The organism is Mycolicibacter sinensis, assembly GCF_001667945.1.
GTDB classification, from domain to species: Bacteria; Actinomycetota; Actinomycetes; order Mycobacteriales; family Mycobacteriaceae; genus Mycobacterium; species Mycobacterium sinense_B.
In genome coordinates, this window is the sequence record NZ_LZJK01000064.1 from 20,302 (window position 1) to 43,093 (window position 22,792).

The following is a 22,792-nucleotide window of genomic DNA, read 5'->3' on the forward strand; positions in this document are numbered from 1 at the left end:
CATCGCCCGAAAGGACGCAGCCGATGAGTCTGCTCACGATCAACAAACTCACCTCCTCCGTCGGCGCCGAGGTCGTCGGCGTCGACCCGCAACGGCTGGTCGACGACGATGAGCTCGCCGCCGCGGTGCTTGACGCACTCGAGGACAACGGGGTGCTGGTCTTCCCCGACCTGCAGCTCAAACCCCGGGATCAGGTGGCGTTCTGCACGCGGCTGGGCAGCGTCGACTTCTCCTCGGACGGCCACCACGAGGTCGCCGGCATCTATCCGATCACGTTGAACACCGCGAAGAATTCCGCGGCGAGCTACCTGCGCGCCACCTTCGACTGGCATATCGACGGCTGCACGCCGATGGGCGACGAGTGCCCGCAGAAGGCCACCGTGCTCTCCGCGGTGCAGGTGGCCGAGCGTGGCGGCGAGACCGAGTTCGCCAGCTCCTACGCCGCCTACGACGTGCTCACCGACGACGAGAAACAGCGCTTCGGCTCGCTGCGGGTGGTGCACTCGCTGGAAGCGTCCCAGCTCAGGGTCACACCCGACCCGACACCGGAAGAGCTGGCCCGGTGGCGGGCTCGGCCCACCCACACCCACCCCCTGGTGTGGACCCACCGCACCGGCCGGAAGTCGCTGGTGCTGGGCGCCTCCACCGACTACATCGTCGGGATGGATCTCGACGAGGGCCGCGCACTGCTGGCCGAACTGCTAAGGCGCGCCACGGTGCCCGACAAGGTCTATCGGCACAAGTGGTCGGTGGGCGACACCGTCATCTGGGACAACCGGGGTGTGCTGCATCGCGCCGCCCCGTACGACCCCGGCTCCCCGCGGGAAATGCTGCGCACCACGGTGCTCGGTGACGAGCCCATCCGGTGACCCGCCCCGGACCGCTGCCGCAGAACGGTTGCGGCGATAGCCTGCCGGTCAAGGCGGTCAACGCCGTTGGCGTCCAGAAGGAGACCCTATGACCGACTTGTCCACAGAGAGCGAGCTGTTTGTCGCCACGGCCCGCGCGTTTCTCGACAAGACCGCGCCGCTGAGCGGGCAACGTGACCTACATGCCCAGGGCCGCTCCTACGATCCACGGTGGTGGACGCAGGCCGCCGAACTGGGGTGGGCCGGCTTGTTGGTGCCCGAGGAACTCGGCGGGGGCAGCGTCTCCGACAGCGGCCTGCACGACCTCGCGGCGCTCGCCGAAGCGATCGGGCGCACGGTCGCGCCCGGGCCGCTGTACCCGGTGAGCACCGTGCTGGCCGGCTTGGTCGACGCCGACAACCGCGCCGACCACGCCGCGACCATCGCCGCACTGATCTCCGGTGAGCAGGTAGCGACCTGGGCGGCCGACGAGCCGGGCCGAGGCTTTCGGCCGCACCAGCCGGCCGTCGCCGCCACCGGAACCGGCTACCGGCTCAACGGCGTCAAGGACCGGGTCGAAGCCGGTGCGCAGGCCGATCTGATCCTCGTCGGCGCCCGCACCGACGACGGCGCGCTGCGGCAGTTTTTGATCCGCGCCGACGCCCCGGGCGTGACGGTGCACCCGCAGCCCTGCATCGACCTGGTGAAGCAGTACGCGCGCCTCGAGCTCGACGACGTCGAGGTCGAGGCAGTCGTGGGCAGCGCCGCGCAGACACCGCAACTCATCGACCGCCAGACCCAGGTCGCGATCGCCCTGACGTGCGCCGAGACCGTGGGAATTCTGGACGCCGTACTGGCGATGACCCTTGCATGGACCCGGGACCGGTACAGCTTCGGCCGGCCGCTGGCGTCCTACCAGGCGCTCAAACACCGGCTCGCCGATATGACCATGTGGATGCACGCCGGCCGCGGGATCGCCGCCGGCGCCGTGGATAAGGTGGCCGCGCGCGCCCCGGACGCCGGGATGTGGGTCAGCGCCGCCAAATCCTATTTGGGCGAACACGCCGGGTTGCTGGTCCAGGAGTGCGTCCAACTGCACGGCGGCATCGGCGTCACGTGGGAACACGACCTGCACGTGTACCTGCGCCGGATCACCTTGTATGCCGGCCTGTTCGGCACAGCGGGCGAACACCACCAGGCCATCGTCCGGGCCGCGACCACCACGGAGCCGGCCGCATGAGCCAGACCACCGCGACCGAAGAGTTCACCGTCACCGAGTTCGCTGCCCGGGCGCGCAGCTGGCTGGCGGCCAACATGCCGCGTCTCGATCCGCAGCACCCGCCGCGCAACGGGCGCGACGACGAGGGCGCCTGGCAGCGGGCGCGGGAGCTGCAGCGGCGCCTCTATGACGGCGGATTCGCCGGGATCTGCTTCCCGCGCGAATACGGCGGCCTGGGCTTGGACATCCGCTATCAGAAGGCCTTCGACATCGAATCCGACGGCTACGAGATGCCGTTGATACTCAACGTCCCGACCTTCACCATCTGCTGCGCGACGCTGCTCGACACCGGCAGTGAGGAGCAGAAGCGCCGGCACATCCATGCCGCGCTGCGTGGGGAGGAGGTGCTCGTCCAGCTGCTCTCGGAACCCAGCGGCGGGTCCGACCTGGCGGGTCTGATCACCCGCGCCGATCGTGACGGGGACAGCTGGGTGATCAGCGGCGCCAAGACCTGGAGCACCAGTGCCTTCGCCGCCGACTACGGACTATTGCTGGCCCGCACCGATTCCACGGTGCCCAAACACGACGGCCTGACGATGTTCCTGATGCCGATCGACGCTCCCGGCGTCACACTGCGGCGTATCGAACAGGTCGACGGCACCAACGAGTTCTGTGAGGAGTTCTTCGACGGGCTGCGCCTCGGCGACGACGCGGTCGTCGGCGAGGTCAACAAGGGCTGGGACGTCGCCTCCCGCCTGCTGTTCCACGAGCGCCGCGCCGTCGGGCAGGGCTCGGAGTTCGCCAGCGGACGCGGCCCCGAACGCACGGAAATGGCCGCCGGCGACTTCCTGGTCCTGGCCGCCGACGCCGGAACCGTCGACGACCCGCTGATCCAGGACAAGATCGGCCGGGTGCTGGCCCGGCGGATGGTGCGCGATTGTCTCGTCGACTATGTCGGACGCGCCATGCGCACCGGGGCGCTGCCACCGGCGGCCGGCTCGCTCATCCGGCTGTTCCACTCCGATGTGACTTTCCTGGAGGTCGATACCGCCACCGAGGTCGCCGGGCCGCTCGGGGTCGTCGACGGCGACGCACAGCTGCTCAGAGTCGGAAAGCGGTACCTGTCGCGCCAGACGGTGGCCCTCGGGGGCGGCAGCAATGAGATGGCCCGCAATGTCATCGCCGAGCGCGTGCTGGGCCTGCCCCGCGAATACGCCGCCGACCGGGGTGTCCCCTTCAACCAGGTGCGACACAACAGGGCCTGACCGCGCCGGCCCTGAGCACGGTAGCCTTTACCGCGATGACGGAACCCGCAGCACATTCGAGCGCCCAGGGCGTCACCTACGCTTCGGCAGGTGTGGACATCGACGCCGGTGACAGGGCCGTCGAACTGATCAAACCGCTGGCCGCCCGGGCCACCCGGCCGGAGGTGCGGGGCGGCCTCGGCGGATTCGCCGGGCTGTTCGCCCTGCGCAACGACTATCGCGAGCCGTTGCTGGCGTCGTCCACCGACGGCGTGGGCACCAAGCTGGCGATCGCCCAGGCGATGGACAAGCACGACACCGTGGGCATCGATCTGGTCGCGATGGTGGTCGACGACCTGGTGGTGTGCGGTGCCGAGCCGCTGTTCCTGCAGGACTACATCGCCGTCGGCCGCACGGTGCCGGAACGGGTCAGTGCGATCGTCTCCGGCATCGCCGAAGGGTGCGTGCAGGCCGGCTGTGCGCTGATCGGCGGCGAGACCGCCGAGCACCCGGGCCTGATGGAACCGGACCACTACGACATCTCGGCGACCGGTGTCGGTGTGGTGGAAGCCGACGACGTGCTGGGGCCGGACCGCGTTCGCCCCGGTGACGTGCTGATCGCGATGGGCTCCTCGGGGCTGCACTCCAACGGCTACTCGCTGGCGCGGGCGGTGTTGCTCGACATTGACCGGATGAATCTGGCCGGCCATGTCGAGGAGTTCGGCCGTACGTTGGGGGAGGAGCTGCTGGAGCCGACCCGCATCTACGCCAAGGACTGTCTGGCGCTGGCCGCCGAGACCCAGGTGCGGACTTTCTGCCACGTCACCGGCGGCGGCCTGGCCGGCAACCTGGCCCGGGTCATGCCGGACGGGTTGATCGCCGAGGTGGACCGCGGCACCTGGACTCCGGCTCCGGTGTTCGCGATGATTGCGCAACGCGGCCGGGTGAGTCGGGCCGAGATGGAGAAGACGTTCAACCTCGGTGTCGGCATGGTCGCGGTGGTCGCGCCGGAGGACACCGACCGGGCGCTGGCGATCCTGACCGCCCGCCACGTCGACTGCTGGCCGCTCGGCACGGTGGCCAAAGCCGGCAAGAACGCCCAGGGTGAGGCGGGAGCGGGCGCCAAGCTCGTCGGGCAGCACCCGAGGTTCTAGCCCGGGGAGAGGCGAAGCTGGGACCGTCGCATAGACCCGGCGGTTCAGCGAGGCTCGACGGAGGAGAGGCGAAGCTGGGACCGCCGCATAGACCCGGCGGTTCAGCGAGGCTCGACGGAGGAGAGGCGAAGCTGGGACCGCCGCATAGCTGGGCCCCGCGGTTCAGCCCTCAGCGGTCAGCGCCGCCAGTCGTCGTCACCGTTCCACGAGTCGTCACCGTCGGTGTCGTTGACATCAGCCCCAGCCAGCTCACGTTGGAGCTGGGTGAAATCGGTCGACGGTGAGCTGTACTTGAGCTCTCGAGCAACCTTGGTCTGCTTCGCCTTAGCCCGGCCGCGGCCCATGGGGGGACCCCCTCGCGCAATAACGGAGCGGCCCCACGAGCAGGCGGCTCCGATCTGAGTGTGTTTATTGTCCTGCCGACAGCTTACCGTGCCGTCCGCTCGGCTGCCGAGCTGGCCTGTGCGGTGTGACCACCATCAAACCCGGCCCCGCAGCCGGTCGACGGCGACGCGGCCCGCGCCCCGCACGTCCGGCGGCGGCAGGGATTCGGCGTCGATCACCGCGCTGACCTCCGCGCCGGGGCCGGTCGACAGCGGGGTGTCGGCCGGTAGCCCGCGCTTGAGCAGCGCCAGGGCGATCGGGCCCAGTTCGAAGTGGTCCACCACGGTGCCCAGCCGGCCCACCGGGCGGCCCCCGGAGCTGATCGGATCGCCGGTGGCGGGACGGTCCACCGACCCGTCCAGGTGCAGCAGCACCAGCATCCGGGGCGGCTTGCCCAAGTTATGCACCCGCGCCACCGTCTCCTGCCCGCTGTAGCACCCCTTGTTCAGGTGCACCGCGCCGACGCCCGGTCCGCCGATCCAGTTCATCTCGTGCGGGATGCTGCGCTCGTCGGTGTCCAGGCCCAGCCGCGGCCGTCGCGCCGCCACCCGCGCGGCCTCGTAGGTCCACACCCCGGCCGGCCTCACCCCGGCCTGGGTCAGCCGGCGCTGCCAGCCGCCCTTCTCGGCGGGTGGCACCAGCAGCTCCAGGGTGTGCTCACCCGGCCCGGGTCGCAGGAAGGCACCGGAGTCTCCGATCGCCACCGCCTCGGTGTCGGGCAGCGCGGCCACGCCCAGTGCGTCGCGCACCGCCGGGTCGGCGAGGCGCGGCCCCAGCAGTGACAGCACCGCGAGGTCGGCCGGTTGGATCGTCACGTCGGCCCAGAACACCATCTTGCGCAGGTGTGCGGTCAGCGGTTCGCCCCGCCATGGCTCGGTGTCGAGGTAGGTGGTGCCGTCCAGTTCGGTCTGGACCCAGTGATCGGTGATGTGGCCGTGGGCGTCCAGGATCAGGTTCTCGGTGCTGGCACCGTCGGGCAGTTCGGCCACGTGCTGGGTGCACAGGGTGTGCAGCCACGTCTTGCGCTCCGGGCCGCCGACGGCGAGCACCGCCCGATGGGATCGGTCCACCAGCACGGCTTCGCTTTGGGCACTTCGCTGTTCGCCGAACGGGTCGCCGTAGTGCCAGACGGCGCCGGCGTCGGGGCCGGGATCGGGAGCGGGTACCGCGGACACAGGTCAACTCTACGGAGCCGCTACGCTCAGGGTCCATGCCCGCCGATCACCCCGTGACGATCGTCACCGTGGGTGGCGGGCCGGCGGAGCCGAACGTCCCCCTGGTCCATGCCGACGACCTGGGCCTGCTGCGCGGTGACGGGGTGTTCGAAACCCTGTTGGTGCGCGACGGCGGAGCGTGTTTGCTAGCGGCGCACCTGCAGCGGCTGGCCCGCTCGGCGGAGTTGATGGATCTGCCCGCCCCGGATCTGGACCAGTGGCGGCGCGCCGTCGATACGGCGGTGCGTCAGTGGCCGGCGGCCGGCGAAGGTGCGCTGCGGATGATCTACAGCCGGGGCCGGGAAAGCGGTTCCCAAACCGACCCGCAGCCAACGGCATACGTGATGATCACGCCGTTGCCGGTGCGCATCGCCGAGGCCCGCCGGCACGGCGTGGCCGCGCTGAGCCTGGACCGCGGCATACCGGCGCAGGGACCGGCGATGCCGTGGCTGCTGGCCGGCGCCAAAACCCTGTCCTACGCGGTCAACATGGCGGCATTGCGTCACGCCGCCAAGCACGGCGCGGACGACGTGATCTTCCTCAGCTCCGACGGCTACGTCTTGGAGGGCCCGCGCTCCACCGTCGTCCTGGTCGAACCGGGGCGCATGGTCACGCCGCCGTCGTCGCAGCCGATCCTGCGTGGCACCACCGCCGAGGCGCTGTTTCAAACCGCTCGCGGCGCAGGTTACCGGTGCGAGTACACGCCGTTGCGGGACACCGATCTTGCTGCGGCGCAGGATATCTGGCTGATCTCCAGCATCACCTTGGCGGCGCGGGTACACACCCTGGACGGCCGGGTACTGCACCCGCGGGTGCCCGACGCCGAGGTCACCGCCCTGGTGGATGCCGCCATAGTCGACGCGGGGCCGTCAGCCGACGAAGCGGGCCAGCCGGGCTGACAGGTGCGGCACCAGTTGGCCGTCGGCGTCCACCCGCTCTTCGACGTAGGCCAGGTCGCCGTCCTCGACGATCCCGTAGAGCCGCTTGGCGCCGCCGATCAGCGCCCCGGACTTGCTGCGCGCCAGGGCGTCGGTGACCAACTCCCACGACGCCGGGCCGTGTGGCCGCCCGTAGAACAGCTCCACGTAGCCGCTCGCATGCGCCAGCAGCAGCTCGATGGCCTGCGTCTCGTCTGGATCCTCAGGGTCGTCGATGAACCGCCAGAAGCCGGTCTCGCGCAGCGCCGGACCGGTGACTTCGGCGGCCTCCTCGAGCGGCCAGGAGCGCGCTTCCCAGTTCAGGTAGTCGCCGCCGTCGTGGGACACCACGATCTGCTGGCCGAACCGGTAGTCGCCGTGCGCGCCGTGGCCCACACCTTCCCCGCGCCACACGCCGACCAGCGGCAGCAGCGCCAACAGGTCGTCGTGCAGGTTCGGGCCTTCACGCAGGTTGGCGGTGTCGCGGATCGGCAGGTCCGCAGAGACCGGGAAGACCGGGATGTTGCGCGCCGCGGTCTGTTTGGCCCGTTCCGCGGCGGCAGCTACCGCGCGGTCACCGGATCCCGGGATGACCGGACGGTCACCGCCGCCCGGCGCGCCACCGTCGGGGGCACTCACATCTCGTCGGTGATCAGCCGATACAGCGTGTACAGCGCGAACCAGGTGATCAGGCCCGTAGCCGCCACCAGCATCAACTCGAAGAACAGCACCACGGGGGCAGTCTATCGCGAACCGTCAGGCGACTTTGATGTCGACCTCGTGGATGCCTGCCCCGGACGGCGTGACCACCGCATCGCCGTTGCCGGCCGACGACAGCGCCCGCACCGTCCACGATCCGGGGGCGGCGAAGAACCGGAAGTCACCGGTGGCCGAGGCGACGACCTCCGCGGTGAACTCGTCGGAGGAGTCGAGCAGCCGCACGAACGCGCCGCCGACGGTCTGACCGGAGCTGTCCACCACGCGGCCGGTGATCACCGTCTCCTTCTCCAGGTCGACGTTGGCCGGCAAGGCGAGTCCTTGTTTCGGTCCAGAGCACATATCAGCTTCCCAATTCGATCGGGGCGCCCACCAGGGAGCCGTATTCCATCCAACTGCCGTCGTAGTTCTTGACGTTGCGGTGTCCGAGCAGCTCGCGCAGCACGAACCAGGTGTGCGACGAACGCTCACCGATCCGGCAGTACGCGATGGTCTCCTTCTCGCCGTCCAGGCCGGCGTCGGCGTACAGCTTGGCCAGCTCCTCGTCGGATTTGAAGGTGCCGTCCTCGTTGGCGGCGCGGCTCCACGGCACGTTGATTGCGCTGGGGATGTGGCCGCGCTGCTGGCTCTGCTCCTGGGGCAGGTGCGCCGGCGCCAGGATCTTGCCGGAGAACTCCTCCGGGGAGCGCACATCGACGAGGTTCTTGGTGTTGATCGCCGCGATCACCTCGTCGCGCCGGGCCCGCAGCGACTCGTCCAACGGCTTGGCCGTGTATGACGTCGCCGGCCGGGTGACCTTCTCGCTGGACAGGGGGCGCCCGTCGAGTTCCCACTTCTTGCGCCCTCCGTCGAGCAGCTTTACGTTCTCGTGCCCGTAGAGCTTGAAGTACCAGTAGGCGAACGCGGCGAACCAGTTGTTGTTGCCGCCGTAGAGGACCACGGTGTCGTCGACTGAGATACCGCGCTCGGAGAGCAATTTGGAGAACGCGGCGGCGTCGATGACGTCGCGCCGGACCGGGTCCTGCAGATCCTTGCGCCAGTCCAGCCGGATCGCGCCGGGGATGTGGTTGGTGTCGTAGACGCTGGTGTCCTCATCGACTTCGACGAAGACGGTGTCGGGTGCGTCGAGATTGCGCTCGGCCCAGTCGGTGGAGACCAGGACGTCGGAGCGGGCCATGGATGGAATCCTTTCCGATTACTTCGAGGCGAACGACTTCGTAGCGAGCTCAGCCGCGGGTGCCGGGCGTAGCCGCACGACGAGCGGGTAGAGCTGACAGCCCAGGCAGATGCCGAAGGCGGCATTCAGGAAGGCCGCCGCCAGCGCGGCGGCCGTCGCGGCCAGCCCCACCGCCGGGGCGGCGGCGAAACCGGCGATTCCGATCACCGCGAACACCAGGCCGACGAGCTGGGCGAAGCGCAGCGGCGCCACCGGCTCGCGCGCGCTCACCGGACCGAGTCGCGGCGCCAGCAGGCGCGCGTAGAGCATTCCGTAGGGGTGGCGGCGGGGGCCCAACGCCGCGCCGACCGCGAACACCACGGCCTGGCCCGTCAGCACGACGGTGGCGGCGCCCGGGCTGAGCTCGGACATGAGCAGGACGGCCACCAGAACCGCGGTGGTAACCCAGGCAGCGAAGCGGGGGCCCCGGACGTCTACCGGCGCGGTGCTGGTGTCGGGGTTCGACATCGTTGCTGCTCCCTGGCTGTCATGGAAATCGGCTGGTGGAGACATGCCACGGATTCCGTCCGGGCGACTCCTCGAGCGACGCGAAAACGCGGCGACTCAGCGACAGCGACAACAGCAGCAGCCCGCGGTGCGGCACAGGTCGACTGTGCGGCGCTTGGTGAGCACAAGCTCAAGGCGGGCGAACACGCCGTACAGCGTACCCAATGCGGAGGTGTTCAAGCCAATAGCGGCGCCAGCGCCGACCGCAGGGCAGCGGCCGTGGGGACCCCGGAAGCCCGATAGCGCTGCCGGCCGTCGGCATCGAAGATCAGCGTGGTGGGCAGCGACAGCACCGAAAACCTCCGCGCAGCACCCGGATCGGCGTCGATGTCGATCTCGCGGTGCGCGACGCCGCCGAGCTCGCCGCAGACCTGCTCGACGACCCGGCGCACCCCGGCGCACGGTCCACACCATGGCGCAGAGAAGTGCACCACGGTCGGCCCGCCACGGGCCAGGCCCAGATCGGCGGTGTCGGGTCCGGCGCCGTCGGGCGTCTCCCGCAGCACCCCGGCCCGGCGGTTGAGCCACCACCCGACCGCGCCCGCGAGCGTCAGGCCGGCGACGATCGCGATCACGCTCATGGCTGGCGGAATTCGGGCAGGGTGATGGTCATATCCCCGGCGATGCCCTCGATGATCACGTCGGAGCCGCGCGCCCCCTGGCTGGTGGGGACCAGGCCGAACGGGAGCCGTTGTTGGGGCAGGCTGCCGCCGAAGGCCGCCAGCACCGCCGCCCGCTGCTCGTCGGGAACGTGCTGGTTGGCGGTGTCCGGCCCGGTGAGCACCCCGGTGGGAGTGATCACCAGCGTGCTGTGGTCGGCGCCGGCGATCGACAGGTCCACCGCGACGCTGACCCGCTTGCCGTAGCCGGCCGGTGTGCCGGTGAACACCAGGCCGTGACTGCTGGAGATCCCCGACTCGGTGGTGCCGCCGGTGGCGTCGTTGGTCTCGCTCGGTGGTGCCTCCACCATCAGATCGCGAATGCCCAAGTAGCGGCCCAGATACACCGAGCCGATGATGATCCGGCTCTCCAGTTTGGCGACCGGGATCTTGGCACCGGGGCGGAACCGCCAGGACGCCTCGCTCAGGTCGACCGAATGCATGGTGGCCTCCAGCATCGCCTTGCCGATCATCGGCTGCTCGACAGCCGGGGCCTTGATCTCCACTTCGTCGTAGTGATCGCGGCGTGCCTGCGGGAGGAACGGGAACCCCAGGATCGCCACGAAGGGGTCCGAACCGAGGTCGGTGGCTCGCCGAACCGCCCGGGACAGTTGGTATTCGGCGTAGACGCTGGTGCCGAAATCGACCCCGGCTGCTGCGACGATCAGAGCCGCGATCACGGCCGATATCCCGATAAGCACCCTGCGCACCCGGCCATTCTGGCAGGTCGCACGCTATCGTTAGATCACCTGGGACGCTGGAGGGCCTCGTTGGAGCTACTGCTGTTGACTGCTGACCTGCACCCTGAAGCGGTGCTGCCGTCGCTGTCGCTGCTGGCACACACCGTGCGGACAGCGTCGCCGGAGGTCTCCGCGCTGCTTGAGGCCGGTTCGGCGGAGGTGGTGATCGTCGACGCGCGCACCGATCTGGCCGGGGCCCGGGGGTTGTGCCGGCTGCTGAGCACCACCGCAGGATCGGTACCGGTGGTGGCGGTGGTTACCGAGGGTGGGCTGGTCGCCGTCAATGCCGAGTGGGGCATCGACGAGATCCTGCTGCCGGGGACCGGGCCGGCCGAGACCGACGCCCGGTTGCGACTGTTGACCGGCCGTCGGGGCGCTCCGGCTGCCGAACAGGCGTCCGGCCAGACCAAACTCGGTGAGCTGGTCATCGACGAAGGCACCTACACCGCGCGGCTGCGGGGGCGGCCGCTGGACCTGACCTACAAGGAATTCGAGCTCCTCAAGTACCTCACCCAGCACGTCGGGCGGGTCTTCACCCGCGCGCAGCTGCTGCAGGAGGTGTGGGGGTATGACTTCTTCGGCGGCACCCGCACCGTCGACGTGCACGTCCGGCGGCTTCGGGCCAAGCTCGGCCCGGAATACGAGTCGTTGATCGGCACGGTACGCAACGTCGGCTACAAGGCGGTCCGGCCGGTGCGGGGCAAACCGGCGGGCGCGTCCGACGAGGGGGACGGCGAGGACGAGGCGGTCGATGACCTCGACGGTGCCGACGGCGGTGCGCCCGAGTCGCTGGCCAGCCAGTGACCGTCCCGCAATGGCGCGCCGCACTCACCGACGACGAGCAGCGGCAGATCCGGGAGCTGATCACCGCCGCCACCGAGTACGACGGCGTCGCCCCGGTCGGTGAGCAGGTGGTGCGCGAGCTCACCGGTGATCGTGTCGGGCACCTGGTCACGGCGGACGGCGGTGCGGTGCTGGGCTACCTGCAGCTGAGCGCACCGCCGGATGGCACCGCGCCGATGGCCGAGCTGGTGGTGGCGCCGCAGGCCCGCCGGCGCGGCATCGGATCCGCGATGGCCCGCGCCGCATGGGCGAAAACCGAAGGACACAACCGGTTCTGGGCGCACGGCACACTGCCCGCGGCCCGGGCCACCGCCGCGGCGCTGGGCTTGACCGCGCTGCGCGAGCTGCTGCAGATGCGCCGGTCGCTGCGCGGGGTGCCGGAGCCGTCGCTGCCGGCCGGGGTCTCGATTCGCAGCTACGCGGGGCAGGCCGACGACGCCGAATTGCTCCGGGTCAACAACGCGGCCTTCGCCTGGCACCCGGAGCAGGGCGGCTGGACGGCCGCGGACGTGGCCGAGCGGCGCGCCGAGGGGTGGTTCGATCCGCACGGGCTCTTCCTGGCGTTCGACGAGCTCCACGGGGCCGCCGAGCCGCATCTGCTGGGATTCCACTGGACCAAGATCCACCCCGGCGCGACACCCATCGGCGAGGTGTACGTCGTCGGGGTCGATCCAGCCGCTCAGGGCCGCGGCCTGGGGCGGGCGCTGACCGAAGTGGGTCTGGCCTACCTGGCCGACCGGCTCGCCGACGTCGACTCGCCGACCGTGCTGCTCTACGTCGAAGCGGACAACACCGCGGCGTTGCGGACCTATGAGCAGCTGGGTTTCACTGTGCACAGCGTCGACACCGCCTACGCCGCGGTTGATCGTGGCTGACTGGCGGGCGATCTATTCACCACGCGTTCACCTGCCGGGTGGATGCCATCCATAAGTGCCGCATACGTTCCGGGGGGATTCGTACCGGAACGAGCGTGGGAAAGCGAGAAACGATGAAGCCCAAAACGGCGGGCCTTGCACTGTTGGCGGCGACCTTGGGTCTGGCGCTGAGCGGCTGCGGCAGCGACGACAACACCGGCGGCTCGGCCGGCGCCGCCGGTTCGGGGTCGGCCGCGTGCGCCGGGAAGAACACCCTGACCGCCGAGGGGTCCACGGCGCAGCAGAACGCGATCGCGGTGTTCAACCAGGTCTGGGGCCAGGAGTGCGCGGGCAAGAACCTGTCCTACAACCCGACCGGATCGGGCGCGGGCCGCGAACAGTTCATCGCCGGGCACGTCGATTTCGCCGGATCCGATTCCCCGCTGAGTGAGGCCCAGGTCGCCCAGGCGGCCGCCCGCTGCGGCGGCGGCAACCCGGCGTGGCACCTGCCGCTGGTCTTCGGCCCGGTCAGCATGGCCTACCACCTCGACGGGGTCGAGCATCTGGTGCTCAACGGCGATGTGTTGGCGCGGATCTTCAGCGGAGCGATCACCAGCTGGAACGACCCCGCGCTGGTCGCCCTGAACCCCGGTGTGGAGCTGCCGGCCACCGCCATCACGCCGATCTACCGATCGGACTCCTCGGGCACCACCGACAACTTCCAGAAGTACCTCAGTGCCGCCGCGCCGCAGAGCTGGACCAAGGGCGAGGGCAGTGAGTTCCAGGGCGGTGTCGGAGAAGGCGCGCAGAAGTCGGCCGGGGTGGTGCAGGCGGTCCAGAGCACGCCCGGTGCCATCGGCTACGTCGAGAAGGGCTTCGCCGACCAGGCCAATCTCCGGTCGGCGATGATCGATTCGGGCGCCGGAGTGGTCGCCGCCACCGACGAGGCGGCCGGGGTGGCCATTCAGTCGGCCGGGTTCGTCTCCGAGGACAGCAACGACATGCGCCTGGACCTGAAGTCGCTCTACGGCACCAGGCAACCGGCCGCCTACCCGCTAGTCTTGGTGACCTATGAGATCGTCTGCTCCAAGGGCTACGACCCGGACACGTCGGCGGCCGTGAAGTCCTTCCTGAAGTCGGCGTCGACCGGCGGTCAGGACGGCTTGTCCGGTGCGGGATACGTCCGGCTCCCCGACCAGTTCCAGCGGCGCCTGAGCGCTGCGATCGACGCGATTCAGTAGCCGCTGTGCCGCACGCGATGGGAGGTGTCTAGCGTCGCCGAGTCGTTTGGTACCACGTCGTCGGAGTCGTCGAAGTCATCCGGCTTAGCCGGGCCACTGGTCAGGCCGGCGGTGACGCGTTCCACCGGAAGCCGCCTGCCCGACCGGCTGTTCCGCCTGGTGGCGGAGGGCTCCGGTGTGCTGATCATCGTCTTGATCACCGCTGTCGGCGGCTTCCTGCTGCTGCGGGCGATTCCGGCGTTGCGGCGTAACCAGGAGAATTTCTTCACCTTCGCCGGCAGCTGGGTGACCACCGACACCTCCGCCATGCATTTCGGCATTGCCGAGATGCTGCGGGTGACGGTGTTCGTCTCGGTGTTCGCGCTGCTGCTGGCCATGCCGGTGGCCCTCGGGGTCGCGATCTATCTCGCCGAATACGCCCCTCGACGGCTCGTCGGGCCGCTCGCGTACATGGTCGAACTTCTTGCCGCCGTGCCGTCGATCATCTATGGGGCATGGGGGTTATATGTGCTGGCGCCGCAGTTGCGTGGCACCGCGCAATGGCTCAACGAGCACCTCGGCGGGTTCTTCCTGTTCGCGACGGGCAACGCATCGGTGGCTGGCGGCGGCACCATCTTCACCGGCGGGATCGTGCTGGCGGTGATGATCCTGCCGATCATCACCGCGGTCACGCGCGAGGTGCTGGCCCAGACGCCCCGCGGCCAGATCGAGGCGGCGCTGGCGCTGGGAGCGACGCGGTGGGAAGTGGTCAAGACAGTGGTGTTGCCGTTCGGGCGGTCCGGATACATCAGCGCCGCGATGCTTGGCCTGGGACGTGCCCTCGGCGAGACGGTGGCGCTGCTGATCATCCTGCGGGCCACCCAGAAGGCGTTCAACTGGTCGTTGTTCGACGGCGGCTCCACGTTCGCCACCAAGATCGCCGCCACCGCATCGGAATTCAACGACCAGTACAAGGCCGGCGCTTACATCGCGGCCGGGCTGGTGCTGTTCGTGCTGACGCTGGTGGTCAACGCGTTGGCGCGCGCGGCTATCACGAAGAAGGTGCACTGATGACCGCCCTGCTGGACCGGCCGGTCAAGGAGCGCACGTTCGCGGCGGTCAGCCTGCGGCGCCGGGTGGCCAACGCCGTCGCGACGGTGCTGGTCACCCTGGCGATGGCGGTGGCGCTGGTCCCGCTGGTGTGGGTGATGTATTCGGTGATCGAACACGGGTTCACCGCGATCAGCTCCAGCGCCTGGTGGACGCACTCGCAGGCCGGCATGACGGCGTTCGTGGCGGGAGGCGGCGCCTACCACGCGATTGTCGGGACGCTGCTGCAGGGACTGGTGTGCGCGGCGCTGTCCATCCCGCTCGGCATCTTCGTCGCGATCTACCTGGTCGAATACGGTGCCGGGACCCGCCTCGGCAAGGTCGCGACCTTCATGGTCGACATCTTGACCGGGGTGCCCTCGATCGTGGCGGCGCTGTTCGTCTATGCCCTGTGGGTGGCCACCCTCGGTTTTCACCGCTCCGGCTTAGCGGTGTCGTTGTCGCTGGTGCTGCTGATGGTGCCGGTGATCGTGCGGGCGACCGAGGAGATGCTCCGGATCATTCCGATGGATCTGCGGGAGGCCAGCTACGCGCTGGGCGCGCCGAAGTGGAAGACCATCACCAGCATCGTGATCCCGACGGCGCTGTCCGGGATCATCACCGGGATCCTGCTGGCGCTGGCACGGGTGATGGGCGAGACGGCGCCGCTGCTGATCTTGGTCGGCTATTCGCAGGCGATGAACTTCGACATGTTCCACGGTTTCATGGGGTCGTTGCCGGGCATGATGTACGACCAGACGTCGGCGGGCGCGGGCACCAGCGCCGTCCCCACCGACCGGCTCTGGGGTGCTGCCCTGACGCTCATCATCCTGATCGCGATCCTCAACATCGCGGCCAGGTTCGGAGCGCGCCTGTTGGCGCCCAAGAAGTTCTAGTCTGTCGGCAATCCAGCGTGCGCGAAGCGGTGGGTGTGAAATTTCGATGAGGTTTAGAGGAGTGCTGCACGGTGGCTAAAAGGTTGGACCTAGCCGACCTGAACATCTATTACGGGTCGTTCCACGCCGTCGCCGACGTGACGCTCTCGGTCGCGCCGCGCAGTGTGACCGCGTTCATCGGTCCGTCCGGATGCGGCAAGTCGACCGTGTTGCGCACCCTCAATCGGATGCACGAGATCACCCCGGGCGCCCGAATCGAGGGTTCGGTGCTGCTCGACGGCGAGGACATCTACCGGCCCGAAATCGACCCGGTGGGCGTACGCAAGGCCGTCGGTATGGTGTTTCAGCGCCCGAATCCCTTCCCCACCATGTCGATTCGCGACAACGTGGTGGCCGGGCTCAAACTGCAGGGCATCCGCAACCGCCGCACCCTCGACGAGACCGCCGAATTCTCGCTGCGCGGCGCCAACCTGTGGAACGAGGTCAAAGACCGGCTGGACAAGCCGGGCGGCGGCCTCTCCGGGGGGCAGCAGCAGCGCCTGTGCATCGCCCGCGCCATCGCGGTGCAACCCGACGTGCTGTTGATGGACGAACCGTGTTCGGCGCTGGATCCGATCTCGACGATGGCCATCGAAGAGCTGATCGCCCAGCTCAAGCAGCAGTACACCATCGTCATCGTCACCCACAACATGCAGCAGGCGGCCCGGGTGAGTGATCAGACGGCGTTCTTCAACCTGGCCGATGTCGGCAAACCGGGCCGGCTGATCGAGATCGACGGCACCGAGAAGATCTTCTCCAATCCGAGCCGCAAGGAAACCGAGGACTACATCTCCGGCCGCTTCGGCTAGCGGGCAGCGCGAGGCCGGCGGAGTCGATTGAAGCGGCTCGCCGCCATTGGGTGAGCCGGTGCTACCCGGGTGAGGGCAGCGTGTTCTCGTCCGGGAACTTGCCGGTGGCCTGGAAGATCACCCGGCGGGCGACCTCCACGGCGTGGTCGGCGAACCGCTCGTAGAAGCGGCCGAGCAGTGTCACATCGACGGCCGCCGCGACGCCGTGCCGCCACTCCTTGTCCATCATCACCGAGAACAGATGCCGGTGCAGGTCGTCCATCGCGTCGTCTTCCTCGCGAATCCGGGCGGCCTTCTCCGGGTCGCGCGACAGCAGTACCTCCTGTGCACTGTTGCCCAAATCCACTGCCACCCGGCCCATTTCGGCGAAATATCCGTTGACCTCTTCGGGGAGTGCGTGTTGCGGGTGGCGGCGGCGGGCGATCTTGGCGACGTGCAGCGCCAGCGCGCCCATCCGGTCGATGTCGGCGACCATCTGGATGGAGCTGACGATCGCGCGCAGATCCCCGGCGACCGGCGCCTGCAACGCCAGCAGCACGAAGGCGCTCTCCTCGGCACGGGCGCTCATCGACGCGATCTTCTCGTGGTCGGTGATCACCTGCTCGGCGACCACCAGGTCGGCCTGCAGCAGGGCCTGAGTGGCACGTTCCATGGCGATCCCGGCCAGGCCGCACATCGTGCCGAGCTGTTCGGCCAAGTCCGAGAGTTGCTCGTGATAGGCGGTTCGCATGCCCTCAAGACTAACCTGGGCGGCGCCCGACGGCGCTGCGGCGACTACTCGCAGGTGGTGTCGGCGGCGTTGGTGACCGTCAGGTCGGCGGGCAGCTCGGTCGGCTCGACGCTGGCGCCGCGGTTGAGCTGCACGGTGACCTGGGAGCCGACGGCGGCCGGCTTGCTGACGCTCCGGAAATCCGAACCCAGCACTACCCGCACGATGTTGCCCAACCCGGTGACCCGCTCGATCGGCGCGCCGGACAGTGCTGAGGCAACGGTGGCCGCGGCCTGTTCGTTGCCCGGGGAGAACAGGACTTTGGTGGCCTTGACCGTGCCCGGGTAGTCGTCGGCGCTGTCGACGTCAAAACCCCACCGCTGCAGACCTGCCGAGGTGGAGGCGGCCAGGCCCGAGACGTCGGTGGCGTTGGACACCCGCACGGTGACCTCACCGGGGGAAGTGGTGACCGCCCGCACCTGCTCGCTCTGCGGCTTGGCGGCCGGGCTGGCGGCGTTGGTCGAGGACTGGGCGGGGGACTGCGTGGTGGGGCTGGCCGTGGTGGTCGAGATCGTCGTGGCGTTGTGGTCGTTCTCGCCGGGCAGCGGGTCGTCGTTGATGATGGCGTCGAACAGCGCCCGCATGTCGTCCAACCGCGGAACCTCGTCGCCGTTCTCGTCGGTCTCACTGGTCGGTACGGTCACGAAGGTGATGTGCCCGGCCGCCACCTTCTGCAGCGACTGCCCGAGGTTCACCAGGTCCTTCGTCTTGACGTTGTCGACGTAGCTGTCGCCGATGAACATGTTGACCACGTTGTTGAGCTTGGTCGGCGAGAAGAAGGTGTTCGTGGAGATCAGCGAGCGCAGCAGCGACGACAGGAACAGCTGCTGGCGTTTGATGCGGCCGTAGTCGCCGTTGTCCTCGGTGGTGACGTTGCGCGCCCGCACGTAGCTCAGCGCTGTCGCACCGTTGACCCGCTGCCGGCCGCTGTGCTCCAGCACGCTGCCCAGCTCGAGGTCGTAGAGCGGGCTGGTGGTGCACACCTCGACGCCGCCGAGCGCGTCGACCATCTTGCCGAAGCCGACGAAGTCGACGGCCATGAACCGGTTGACCGCCAGCCCGGACAGCTTCTGGATCTCTTTGACCAGACACTTCGGGCCACCGAAGGCATATGTCGAGTTGAGCTTGGTCTCGGTGTAGACGGTCTCGGCGCTGTAGGAGCCGGTGTCGGGGTCGTAGATCCGGCCGTAGGCACCGGTCTCGGGATTCCAGACCTCACACTGGATCGGCGTGATGGCCAGGTCGCGAGGAAATGACACCACCACCACGCGTTTACGGTTGGCCGGGATGTTGACCAGCATGATCGTGTCGGATCGGGCACCTTCGGCGTCCTCGGTGGTGCCCGCACCGATGTCGCTGTTGGCGCCGGCGCGGGTGTCGGCGCCCACGATCAGGAAGTTCTCGTCGCCGTACTGGCCGGCTGCGTCGAGGATGTCGTGCGAATCGGGGTCTAGCGCGTTGACGTGGTTGAGGCTGCGGTTCTTCGACGTGCTCCACTGCCACGCCGAGCCGGTCAGCACCAGGGCCAGAACCGCCAGCATGGCCGCCACCATCCGGCCCGCCGCCATCGCCCGGCGGCGGGTCTTGCGCGGGTACGGCTGGTCGGATTCGCTGTCGGTTTCGTCGTCGGTGCCCGGCGCGTCGATGCGCACCATCTCGCCCGCCACGTCCGGCAGTTCGGTGGTGGGCTCGAACCCGTCCCAGACACCCCAGTCGATGTCGTCGGCGTCGGCCAGCTCGGTGCCGTGAATCAGGTCGAGATCGGGCAACTCCGACGGATAGGCGACCTCGATGTCGGTGGCGTCGAAAGCCGGTGCGTCCACGACTTCGAAGGCCGGCCACGATTCCGGCGCGGGGTCCGCGGGGTCTTCGGCTGCTGGGGTTTCTGCGGGCTCCGCGGCCGCCGGGGCGGCGCGGCGCCGGCTGCGGCCGCCAGACGGCGGGACGCCGCCGTTGACCTTGGCGATCAGGTCGGCGACGGTCACCGACCCGTCACCACCGTTGCGGCGGCGGGACGACGCCGAACGGCGGGGGGCCGGTGCTGCATCCGGGGCCGGGGTCTGCCAACGCTCCCAGGGCGCGGGTCCGGGCGGGGTCATCGTCATCAGCTGATGGTCACCGTCGTCCCCGCCGTCTCCAGGCCAGTGACCAGGAGTGGCGTTGTCGCCGTCACTCATGTCTTCACGGGCCTCCGCGTCTTCGGACTGACGGGCGTCGCTCGCACGTCAGCGTGCACGGATGATCACCGTTGATTCTCCGTACCGTTCCGCCCCCGCAGGGACGAACCCACCTGGGGCAACAAGCTACTTATTCTACTGAGAACTTTCCAGACACGCGATGTCGAGAACGTCTCATTTCAGCCACCTGAGTGCATAATGTCAGCCCCGGTCGGCACCGCGCAGTCGTCCGGGTCGGTCAGCCATCCTTCAGGAAGAGCAACCTGGGCCGCTGACCCCTGTCGGCCGCGCGGCCCGGTCGCGGCGGCGGGGAACGGGATGGACCCGTCGAGCTGTGTGAGCAGCGTGTCGAGTTCGGCCAGTGTGGTGACCATGGCCAACCTGCGGCGCAACTCCGACCCGGCCGGGAACCCGTGCAGATACCAGGCGACGTGCTTGCGGATCTCCCGCATGCCCTTGTCCTCGCCGAAATGCGACGCCAACAGCTCGCCGTGGCGGCGGATGATGTCGGCGACTTCCCCCAGCGTGGGCGGGGTCGGGGCCGGACGGCCGGCGAAGGCCGCGGACAGCTCGGCGAACAACCAGGGCCGGCCCAGGCAGCCCCGGCCGATGACGACGCCGTCGCAGCCGGTGGCGGCCATCATGGCCAGCGCGTCACCGGCTTCGAAGATGTCGCCGTTGCCGAGCACCGGAATCGAGCGCACCTGCGCTTTGAGCGCGGCGATCTGCGCCCAGTCGGCGGTACCGGAGTAGCGCTGCGCGGCGGTCCGGGCGTGCAGGGCCACCGCGGCCGCGCCCTCGGCCTCGGCGATGCGCCCGGCGTCGAGGTGGGTGTGGTGGGCGTCGTCGATGCCGATCCGGAATTTCACGGTCACCGGAATATCGGTGCCGGCGGTGCCGCGCACTGCCGCGGCGACGATGTTGCCGAACAGCCGGCGCTTGTAGGGCAGCGCCGAGCCGCCGCCGAGCCGGGTCACCTTGGGCACCGGGCAGCCGAAGTTCATGTCGATGTGGTCGGCCAGGCCGTCGTCGGCGATCATTTTCGCCGCGGCGTAGGTGGTGTCGGGGTCGACGGTGTAGAGCTGCAGCGAGCGCGGGGACTCCTCCGGCGCGAACGTCGTCATGTGCAGGGTGGCCGGGTGCCGTTCGACGAGCGCCCGGGCGGTCACCATCTCGCACACGTACAGGCCGCTGACCGTGCCGGCCCGGGCCTGCTCCAGCTCGCGGCAGAGGGTGCGGAAGGCCACGTTGGTGACGCCGGCCATCGGGGCCAGCACCACCGGGCTGGCCAGCCGGATCGAACCGATCTTCAGCGCGGACTGCAAGCGCGGCGGAGCTGGGCGCCGCAGTTCGCCGCTGCCGACTACGGCGCTGATGGCTCCAGCACCTTCTTGGCGGCGCGCTTCTCGGCCATCTTGGCCTCCCGCTCGAGCCGGCGCTGCTTGGCCACCTCGAACTTCTCGCACGTCTCATCCAGCTCGGCGACGATCTTGCCGATCTCGTCCTGGTAGCGGGCCGCCTCGCCGCTGAACTCGCGCTCGAGGATGCGCCACTTCTTCAGCACCGGCATCACCACGTCGTCGCGGTGGATGATCGGGTCGTAGACACCGCCGACGGCGATGATGACCGCTTTGCGGCGGAACTCCGGGACCACGAATCCGGGCATCTGGAAGTTGGCCAGCACCCGGTGCAGCGAGTACATCGCCCGGTCCGGCGCGATGTCGAACCCGACCGCGCTGATGTCGCGGTAGAAGATCATGTGCAGGTTCTCGTCGGCCGAGATCCGGGCCAGCAGCTGATCGGCGACCGGGTCATTGCAGGCCCGGCCGGTGTTGCGGTGCGAGATCCGGGTGGCCAGCTCCTGGAACGTCACGTAGATGACCGAGTCGAACAGGCTCTCGGCGAACAGATCGTCCTGGACCTGGTGGTTCTGCCCCGGGCTGAAGCCGCGGTTGACGGTCTCCATCCGCAGGGTCTCCAACTCGATCGGGTCGCAGTTGCGGGTGACGACGAGGTAGTCGCGCAGCGCGATGCCGTGGCGGTTCTCCTCGGCGGTCCATCGGTTGACCCAGGTGCCCCACGGGGCGTCCATGGTGAAGTTCATCGCGATCTCGCGGTGATACGACGGCAGGTTGTCCTCGGTCAGCAAGTTCTGCACCATGGCGGTGCGCGCGACCTCGGAGAGCTTCGACTGCTCCGGGTCCCAGTCCTGCCCGCCGAGGGCGTAGTAGTTCTTGCCCTCCGACCACGGGACGTAGTCGTGGGGATTCCAGTCTTTGGTCATGGAGAAGTGGCGGTTGACCGCGTTCTCGACGACCGGCTCGAGCTCGTGCAGCAACTCGAGGTCAGTCCACTCACGCGTCATAACAGCTCCTGAGTATCTGTGTCCGCTAGTTGCAGGCAATATATCTGTGTATGCCGGTAGCAGCAAGTTCGCGGGGGCGTGTTGTGCTAACCATTGTCCGCATCTTCGGCCCGGCCGGTGTTGAGCAGCATGTCGACGCAGAAGTCGATGAACTGTGTCCGGCTGGCCACCAGCCGCCCGTTGAGATAGGCGGTGAACAAGGCGGTCAGGGCGCCGATCAGCCCGGTCGCCACCATGTTCTGTAGGCCGGGATCACCGATTCGGGTGAGCTTGCGCTGCAGCATCTCGATGAACGTCGGCATCCATTGCGCACCGGAGTGGGTCAGGACCGGCTCGGTCTCCGGAGCCAGTAGCAGCACCCGGCCGCGCACCGGGTCGTCGACCATCAGGGCAACGAAGCCTTCCACGGCTTCCCGCGGCGTATGTGCCGACAGCAGGGCCGCCATCGCGCGGGTACACACGTCGTCGTACACGGCGCGGACGAATTCATCGCGGTCGGCGAAGCTTTCGTAGAAGTAGCGCTCGGTCAGCGCCGCAGCGCGGCAGACCGACCGGATGGTCAGCGTGGGCCCGTTCTCGCCGCCGAGCAGTTGGACGCCGGCCGCGATGAACGCGTCGCGGCGCAGGGCCTGACGGTCTTTCAGGGGGACCCCGGACCAACGGCCCCGGCGTTGACCGGACGGCACTTCAATCTCCTAAGGTCCAGTTTGACCACGATCGTAGTCCCTGGTGCACGCTCGGGCGTGTGGCGTTCCACTGCCCGGCATGTGGGACAGAGCCGCCGGTGCGGCGGCCGGGCCCGCGCCCGCGGTGCCGCAACGCCTCCTGCGTTAGTCCAGACAATAAAACCGCCGGGCCGTCCCGTGCGCCCTTGACTGAGCGCACCGTGCTGCGGAATAGTGTTCTTCAGAA

The 22,792-nt window shown here is 69.0% G+C and carries 25 protein-coding genes; 11 read left to right on the forward strand and 14 right to left on the reverse strand.

The annotated features are described in order from the left end of the window. Positions 1 to 23 precede the first annotated feature (23 nt). The 4 genes from A5694_RS08715 (at position 24) to purM (ending at position 4,465) form a co-directional block, all read left to right on the forward strand. Complete coding sequence (locus A5694_RS08715; RefSeq protein WP_064921441.1) at positions 24 to 869, forward strand: TauD/TfdA dioxygenase family protein; 846 nt, start codon at positions 24 to 26, stop codon at positions 867 to 869. 88 nt (positions 870 to 957) lie between these two features. Further along, positions 958 to 2,088, forward strand: coding sequence for an acyl-CoA dehydrogenase family protein (locus A5694_RS08720; protein WP_064921442.1), 1,131 nt, complete (start codon positions 958 to 960; stop codon positions 2,086 to 2,088). Further along, positions 2,085 to 3,332 (forward strand): acyl-CoA dehydrogenase family protein, encoded by a 1,248-nt coding sequence (locus tag A5694_RS08725; protein ID WP_064921443.1) that lies wholly within the window; start codon positions 2,085 to 2,087, stop codon positions 3,330 to 3,332. Before A5694_RS08720 ends, A5694_RS08725 begins: the two co-directional genes overlap by 4 nt. Before the next feature lie 35 nt (positions 3,333 to 3,367). Then, positions 3,368 to 4,465, forward strand: a complete 1,098-nt coding sequence (purM, locus tag A5694_RS08730) for a phosphoribosylformylglycinamidine cyclo-ligase (protein WP_064921444.1) — start codon at positions 3,368 to 3,370, stop codon at positions 4,463 to 4,465. A gap of 176 nt (positions 4,466 to 4,641) precedes the next feature. On the opposite strand, the gene A5694_RS22505 is transcribed toward purM, so the two are convergent. Beyond that, positions 4,642 to 4,809, reverse strand: coding sequence for a DUF3073 domain-containing protein (locus A5694_RS22505; RefSeq protein WP_082952585.1), 168 nt, complete (start codon positions 4,807 to 4,809; stop codon positions 4,642 to 4,644). A gap of 135 nt (positions 4,810 to 4,944) precedes the next feature. Further along, positions 4,945 to 6,024: a YgfZ/GcvT domain-containing protein gene (locus A5694_RS08735; RefSeq protein WP_064921445.1), complete on the reverse strand. Its 1,080-nt coding sequence runs from the start codon at positions 6,022 to 6,024 to the stop codon at positions 4,945 to 4,947. Between the two features lie 35 nt (positions 6,025 to 6,059). Between A5694_RS08735 and A5694_RS08740 the strand changes: the two genes are divergently transcribed. Next, positions 6,060 to 6,962, forward strand: a complete 903-nt coding sequence (locus A5694_RS08740; RefSeq protein WP_064921446.1) for an aminodeoxychorismate lyase — start codon at positions 6,060 to 6,062, stop codon at positions 6,960 to 6,962. On the opposite strand, the gene A5694_RS08745 is transcribed toward A5694_RS08740, so the two are convergent. The 7 genes from A5694_RS08745 to lmeA form a co-directional block, all read right to left on the reverse strand. After that, positions 6,933 to 7,619, reverse strand: coding sequence for an FABP family protein (locus tag A5694_RS08745; protein ID WP_064921447.1), 687 nt, complete (start codon positions 7,617 to 7,619; stop codon positions 6,933 to 6,935). The two genes, A5694_RS08740 and A5694_RS08745, sit on opposite strands and share 30 nt — an antisense overlap. Positions 7,620 to 7,736: 117 nt before the next feature. Beyond that, positions 7,737 to 8,039, reverse strand: a complete 303-nt coding sequence (locus A5694_RS08750) for a DUF1416 domain-containing protein (RefSeq protein WP_064921448.1) — start codon at positions 8,037 to 8,039, stop codon at positions 7,737 to 7,739. 1 nt (position 8,040) lies between these two features. Next, the gene (locus tag A5694_RS08755) at positions 8,041 to 8,874 is read right to left on the reverse strand and encodes a sulfurtransferase (protein WP_064921449.1); all 834 of its coding nucleotides are present in this window, start codon (positions 8,872 to 8,874) and stop codon (positions 8,041 to 8,043) included. Positions 8,875 to 8,892: 18 nt separating this feature from the next. Next, positions 8,893 to 9,381, reverse strand: a complete 489-nt coding sequence (locus A5694_RS08760) for a DUF4395 domain-containing protein (protein ID WP_064921450.1) — start codon at positions 9,379 to 9,381, stop codon at positions 8,893 to 8,895. 96 nt (positions 9,382 to 9,477) lie between these two features. Continuing rightward, positions 9,478 to 9,567 (reverse strand): putative leader peptide, encoded by a 90-nt coding sequence (locus A5694_RS25240; RefSeq protein ID WP_369127102.1) that lies wholly within the window; start codon positions 9,565 to 9,567, stop codon positions 9,478 to 9,480. 29 nt (positions 9,568 to 9,596) lie between these two features. Continuing rightward, positions 9,597 to 10,001: a thioredoxin family protein gene (locus A5694_RS08765; protein WP_064921451.1), complete on the reverse strand. Its 405-nt coding sequence runs from the start codon at positions 9,999 to 10,001 to the stop codon at positions 9,597 to 9,599. Then, the gene (gene lmeA, locus A5694_RS08770) at positions 9,998 to 10,789 is read right to left on the reverse strand and encodes a mannan chain length control protein LmeA (protein ID WP_064921452.1); all 792 of its coding nucleotides are present in this window, start codon (positions 10,787 to 10,789) and stop codon (positions 9,998 to 10,000) included. The genes A5694_RS08765 and lmeA overlap by 4 nt, the downstream gene beginning before the upstream one ends. A 60-nt stretch (positions 10,790 to 10,849) precedes the next feature. Between lmeA and A5694_RS08775 the strand changes: the two genes are divergently transcribed. The 6 genes from A5694_RS08775 to pstB all read left to right on the forward strand — a co-directional run bounded on the left by A5694_RS08775 (position 10,850) and on the right by pstB (position 16,569). Continuing rightward, positions 10,850 to 11,623 carry a winged helix-turn-helix transcriptional regulator gene (locus A5694_RS08775; RefSeq protein WP_064921453.1) on the forward strand — a complete coding sequence of 258 codons (774 nt, stop codon included), beginning with the start codon at positions 10,850 to 10,852 and terminating at the stop codon, positions 11,621 to 11,623. Further along, a complete protein-coding gene (gene mshD, locus A5694_RS08780; RefSeq protein ID WP_064921454.1) occupies positions 11,620 to 12,537 on the forward strand; it encodes a mycothiol synthase in 918 nt (305 codons plus the stop codon). The genes A5694_RS08775 and mshD overlap by 4 nt, the downstream gene beginning before the upstream one ends. A 113-nt stretch (positions 12,538 to 12,650) precedes the next feature. Beyond that, a complete protein-coding gene (pstS, locus tag A5694_RS08785) occupies positions 12,651 to 13,757 on the forward strand; it encodes a phosphate ABC transporter substrate-binding protein PstS (protein WP_064921455.1) in 1,107 nt (368 codons plus the stop codon). A gap of 111 nt (positions 13,758 to 13,868) precedes the next feature. Further along, complete coding sequence (pstC, locus tag A5694_RS08790; protein WP_234786433.1) at positions 13,869 to 14,807, forward strand: phosphate ABC transporter permease subunit PstC; 939 nt, start codon at positions 13,869 to 13,871, stop codon at positions 14,805 to 14,807. After that, positions 14,807 to 15,721: a phosphate ABC transporter permease PstA gene (gene pstA / locus A5694_RS08795; RefSeq protein WP_064921456.1), complete on the forward strand. Its 915-nt coding sequence runs from the start codon at positions 14,807 to 14,809 to the stop codon at positions 15,719 to 15,721. The genes pstC and pstA overlap by 1 nt, the downstream gene beginning before the upstream one ends. 71 nt (positions 15,722 to 15,792) lie before the next feature. Continuing rightward, positions 15,793 to 16,569 (forward strand): phosphate ABC transporter ATP-binding protein PstB, encoded by a 777-nt coding sequence (gene pstB / locus A5694_RS08800; RefSeq protein WP_064921457.1) that lies wholly within the window; start codon positions 15,793 to 15,795, stop codon positions 16,567 to 16,569. 61 nt (positions 16,570 to 16,630) lie between these two features. On the opposite strand, the gene phoU is transcribed toward pstB, so the two are convergent. The 5 genes from phoU to A5694_RS08825 all read right to left on the reverse strand — a co-directional run bounded on the left by phoU (position 16,631) and on the right by A5694_RS08825 (position 22,566). Beyond that, entirely contained in the window at positions 16,631 to 17,299 is a 669-nt protein-coding gene (gene phoU / locus A5694_RS08805; protein WP_064921458.1) for a phosphate signaling complex protein PhoU, read from the reverse strand. A 44-nt stretch (positions 17,300 to 17,343) separates the two neighbouring features. Further along, a complete protein-coding gene (locus A5694_RS08810; protein WP_064921459.1) occupies positions 17,344 to 19,515 on the reverse strand; it encodes an LCP family protein in 2,172 nt (723 codons plus the stop codon). A 179-nt stretch (positions 19,516 to 19,694) separates the two neighbouring features. Continuing rightward, positions 19,695 to 20,864 carry a tRNA dihydrouridine synthase DusB gene (gene dusB / locus A5694_RS08815; protein WP_428844267.1) on the reverse strand — a complete coding sequence of 390 codons (1,170 nt, stop codon included), beginning with the start codon at positions 20,862 to 20,864 and terminating at the stop codon, positions 19,695 to 19,697. A 14-nt stretch (positions 20,865 to 20,878) separates the two neighbouring features. Further along, complete coding sequence (locus A5694_RS08820) at positions 20,879 to 21,880, reverse strand: acyl-ACP desaturase (RefSeq protein ID WP_064921460.1); 1,002 nt, start codon at positions 21,878 to 21,880, stop codon at positions 20,879 to 20,881. A gap of 86 nt (positions 21,881 to 21,966) precedes the next feature. Next, entirely contained in the window at positions 21,967 to 22,566 is a 600-nt protein-coding gene (locus A5694_RS08825; RefSeq protein ID WP_064921461.1) for a TetR/AcrR family transcriptional regulator, read from the reverse strand. Between the last annotated feature and the right edge of the window lie 226 nt (positions 22,567 to 22,792).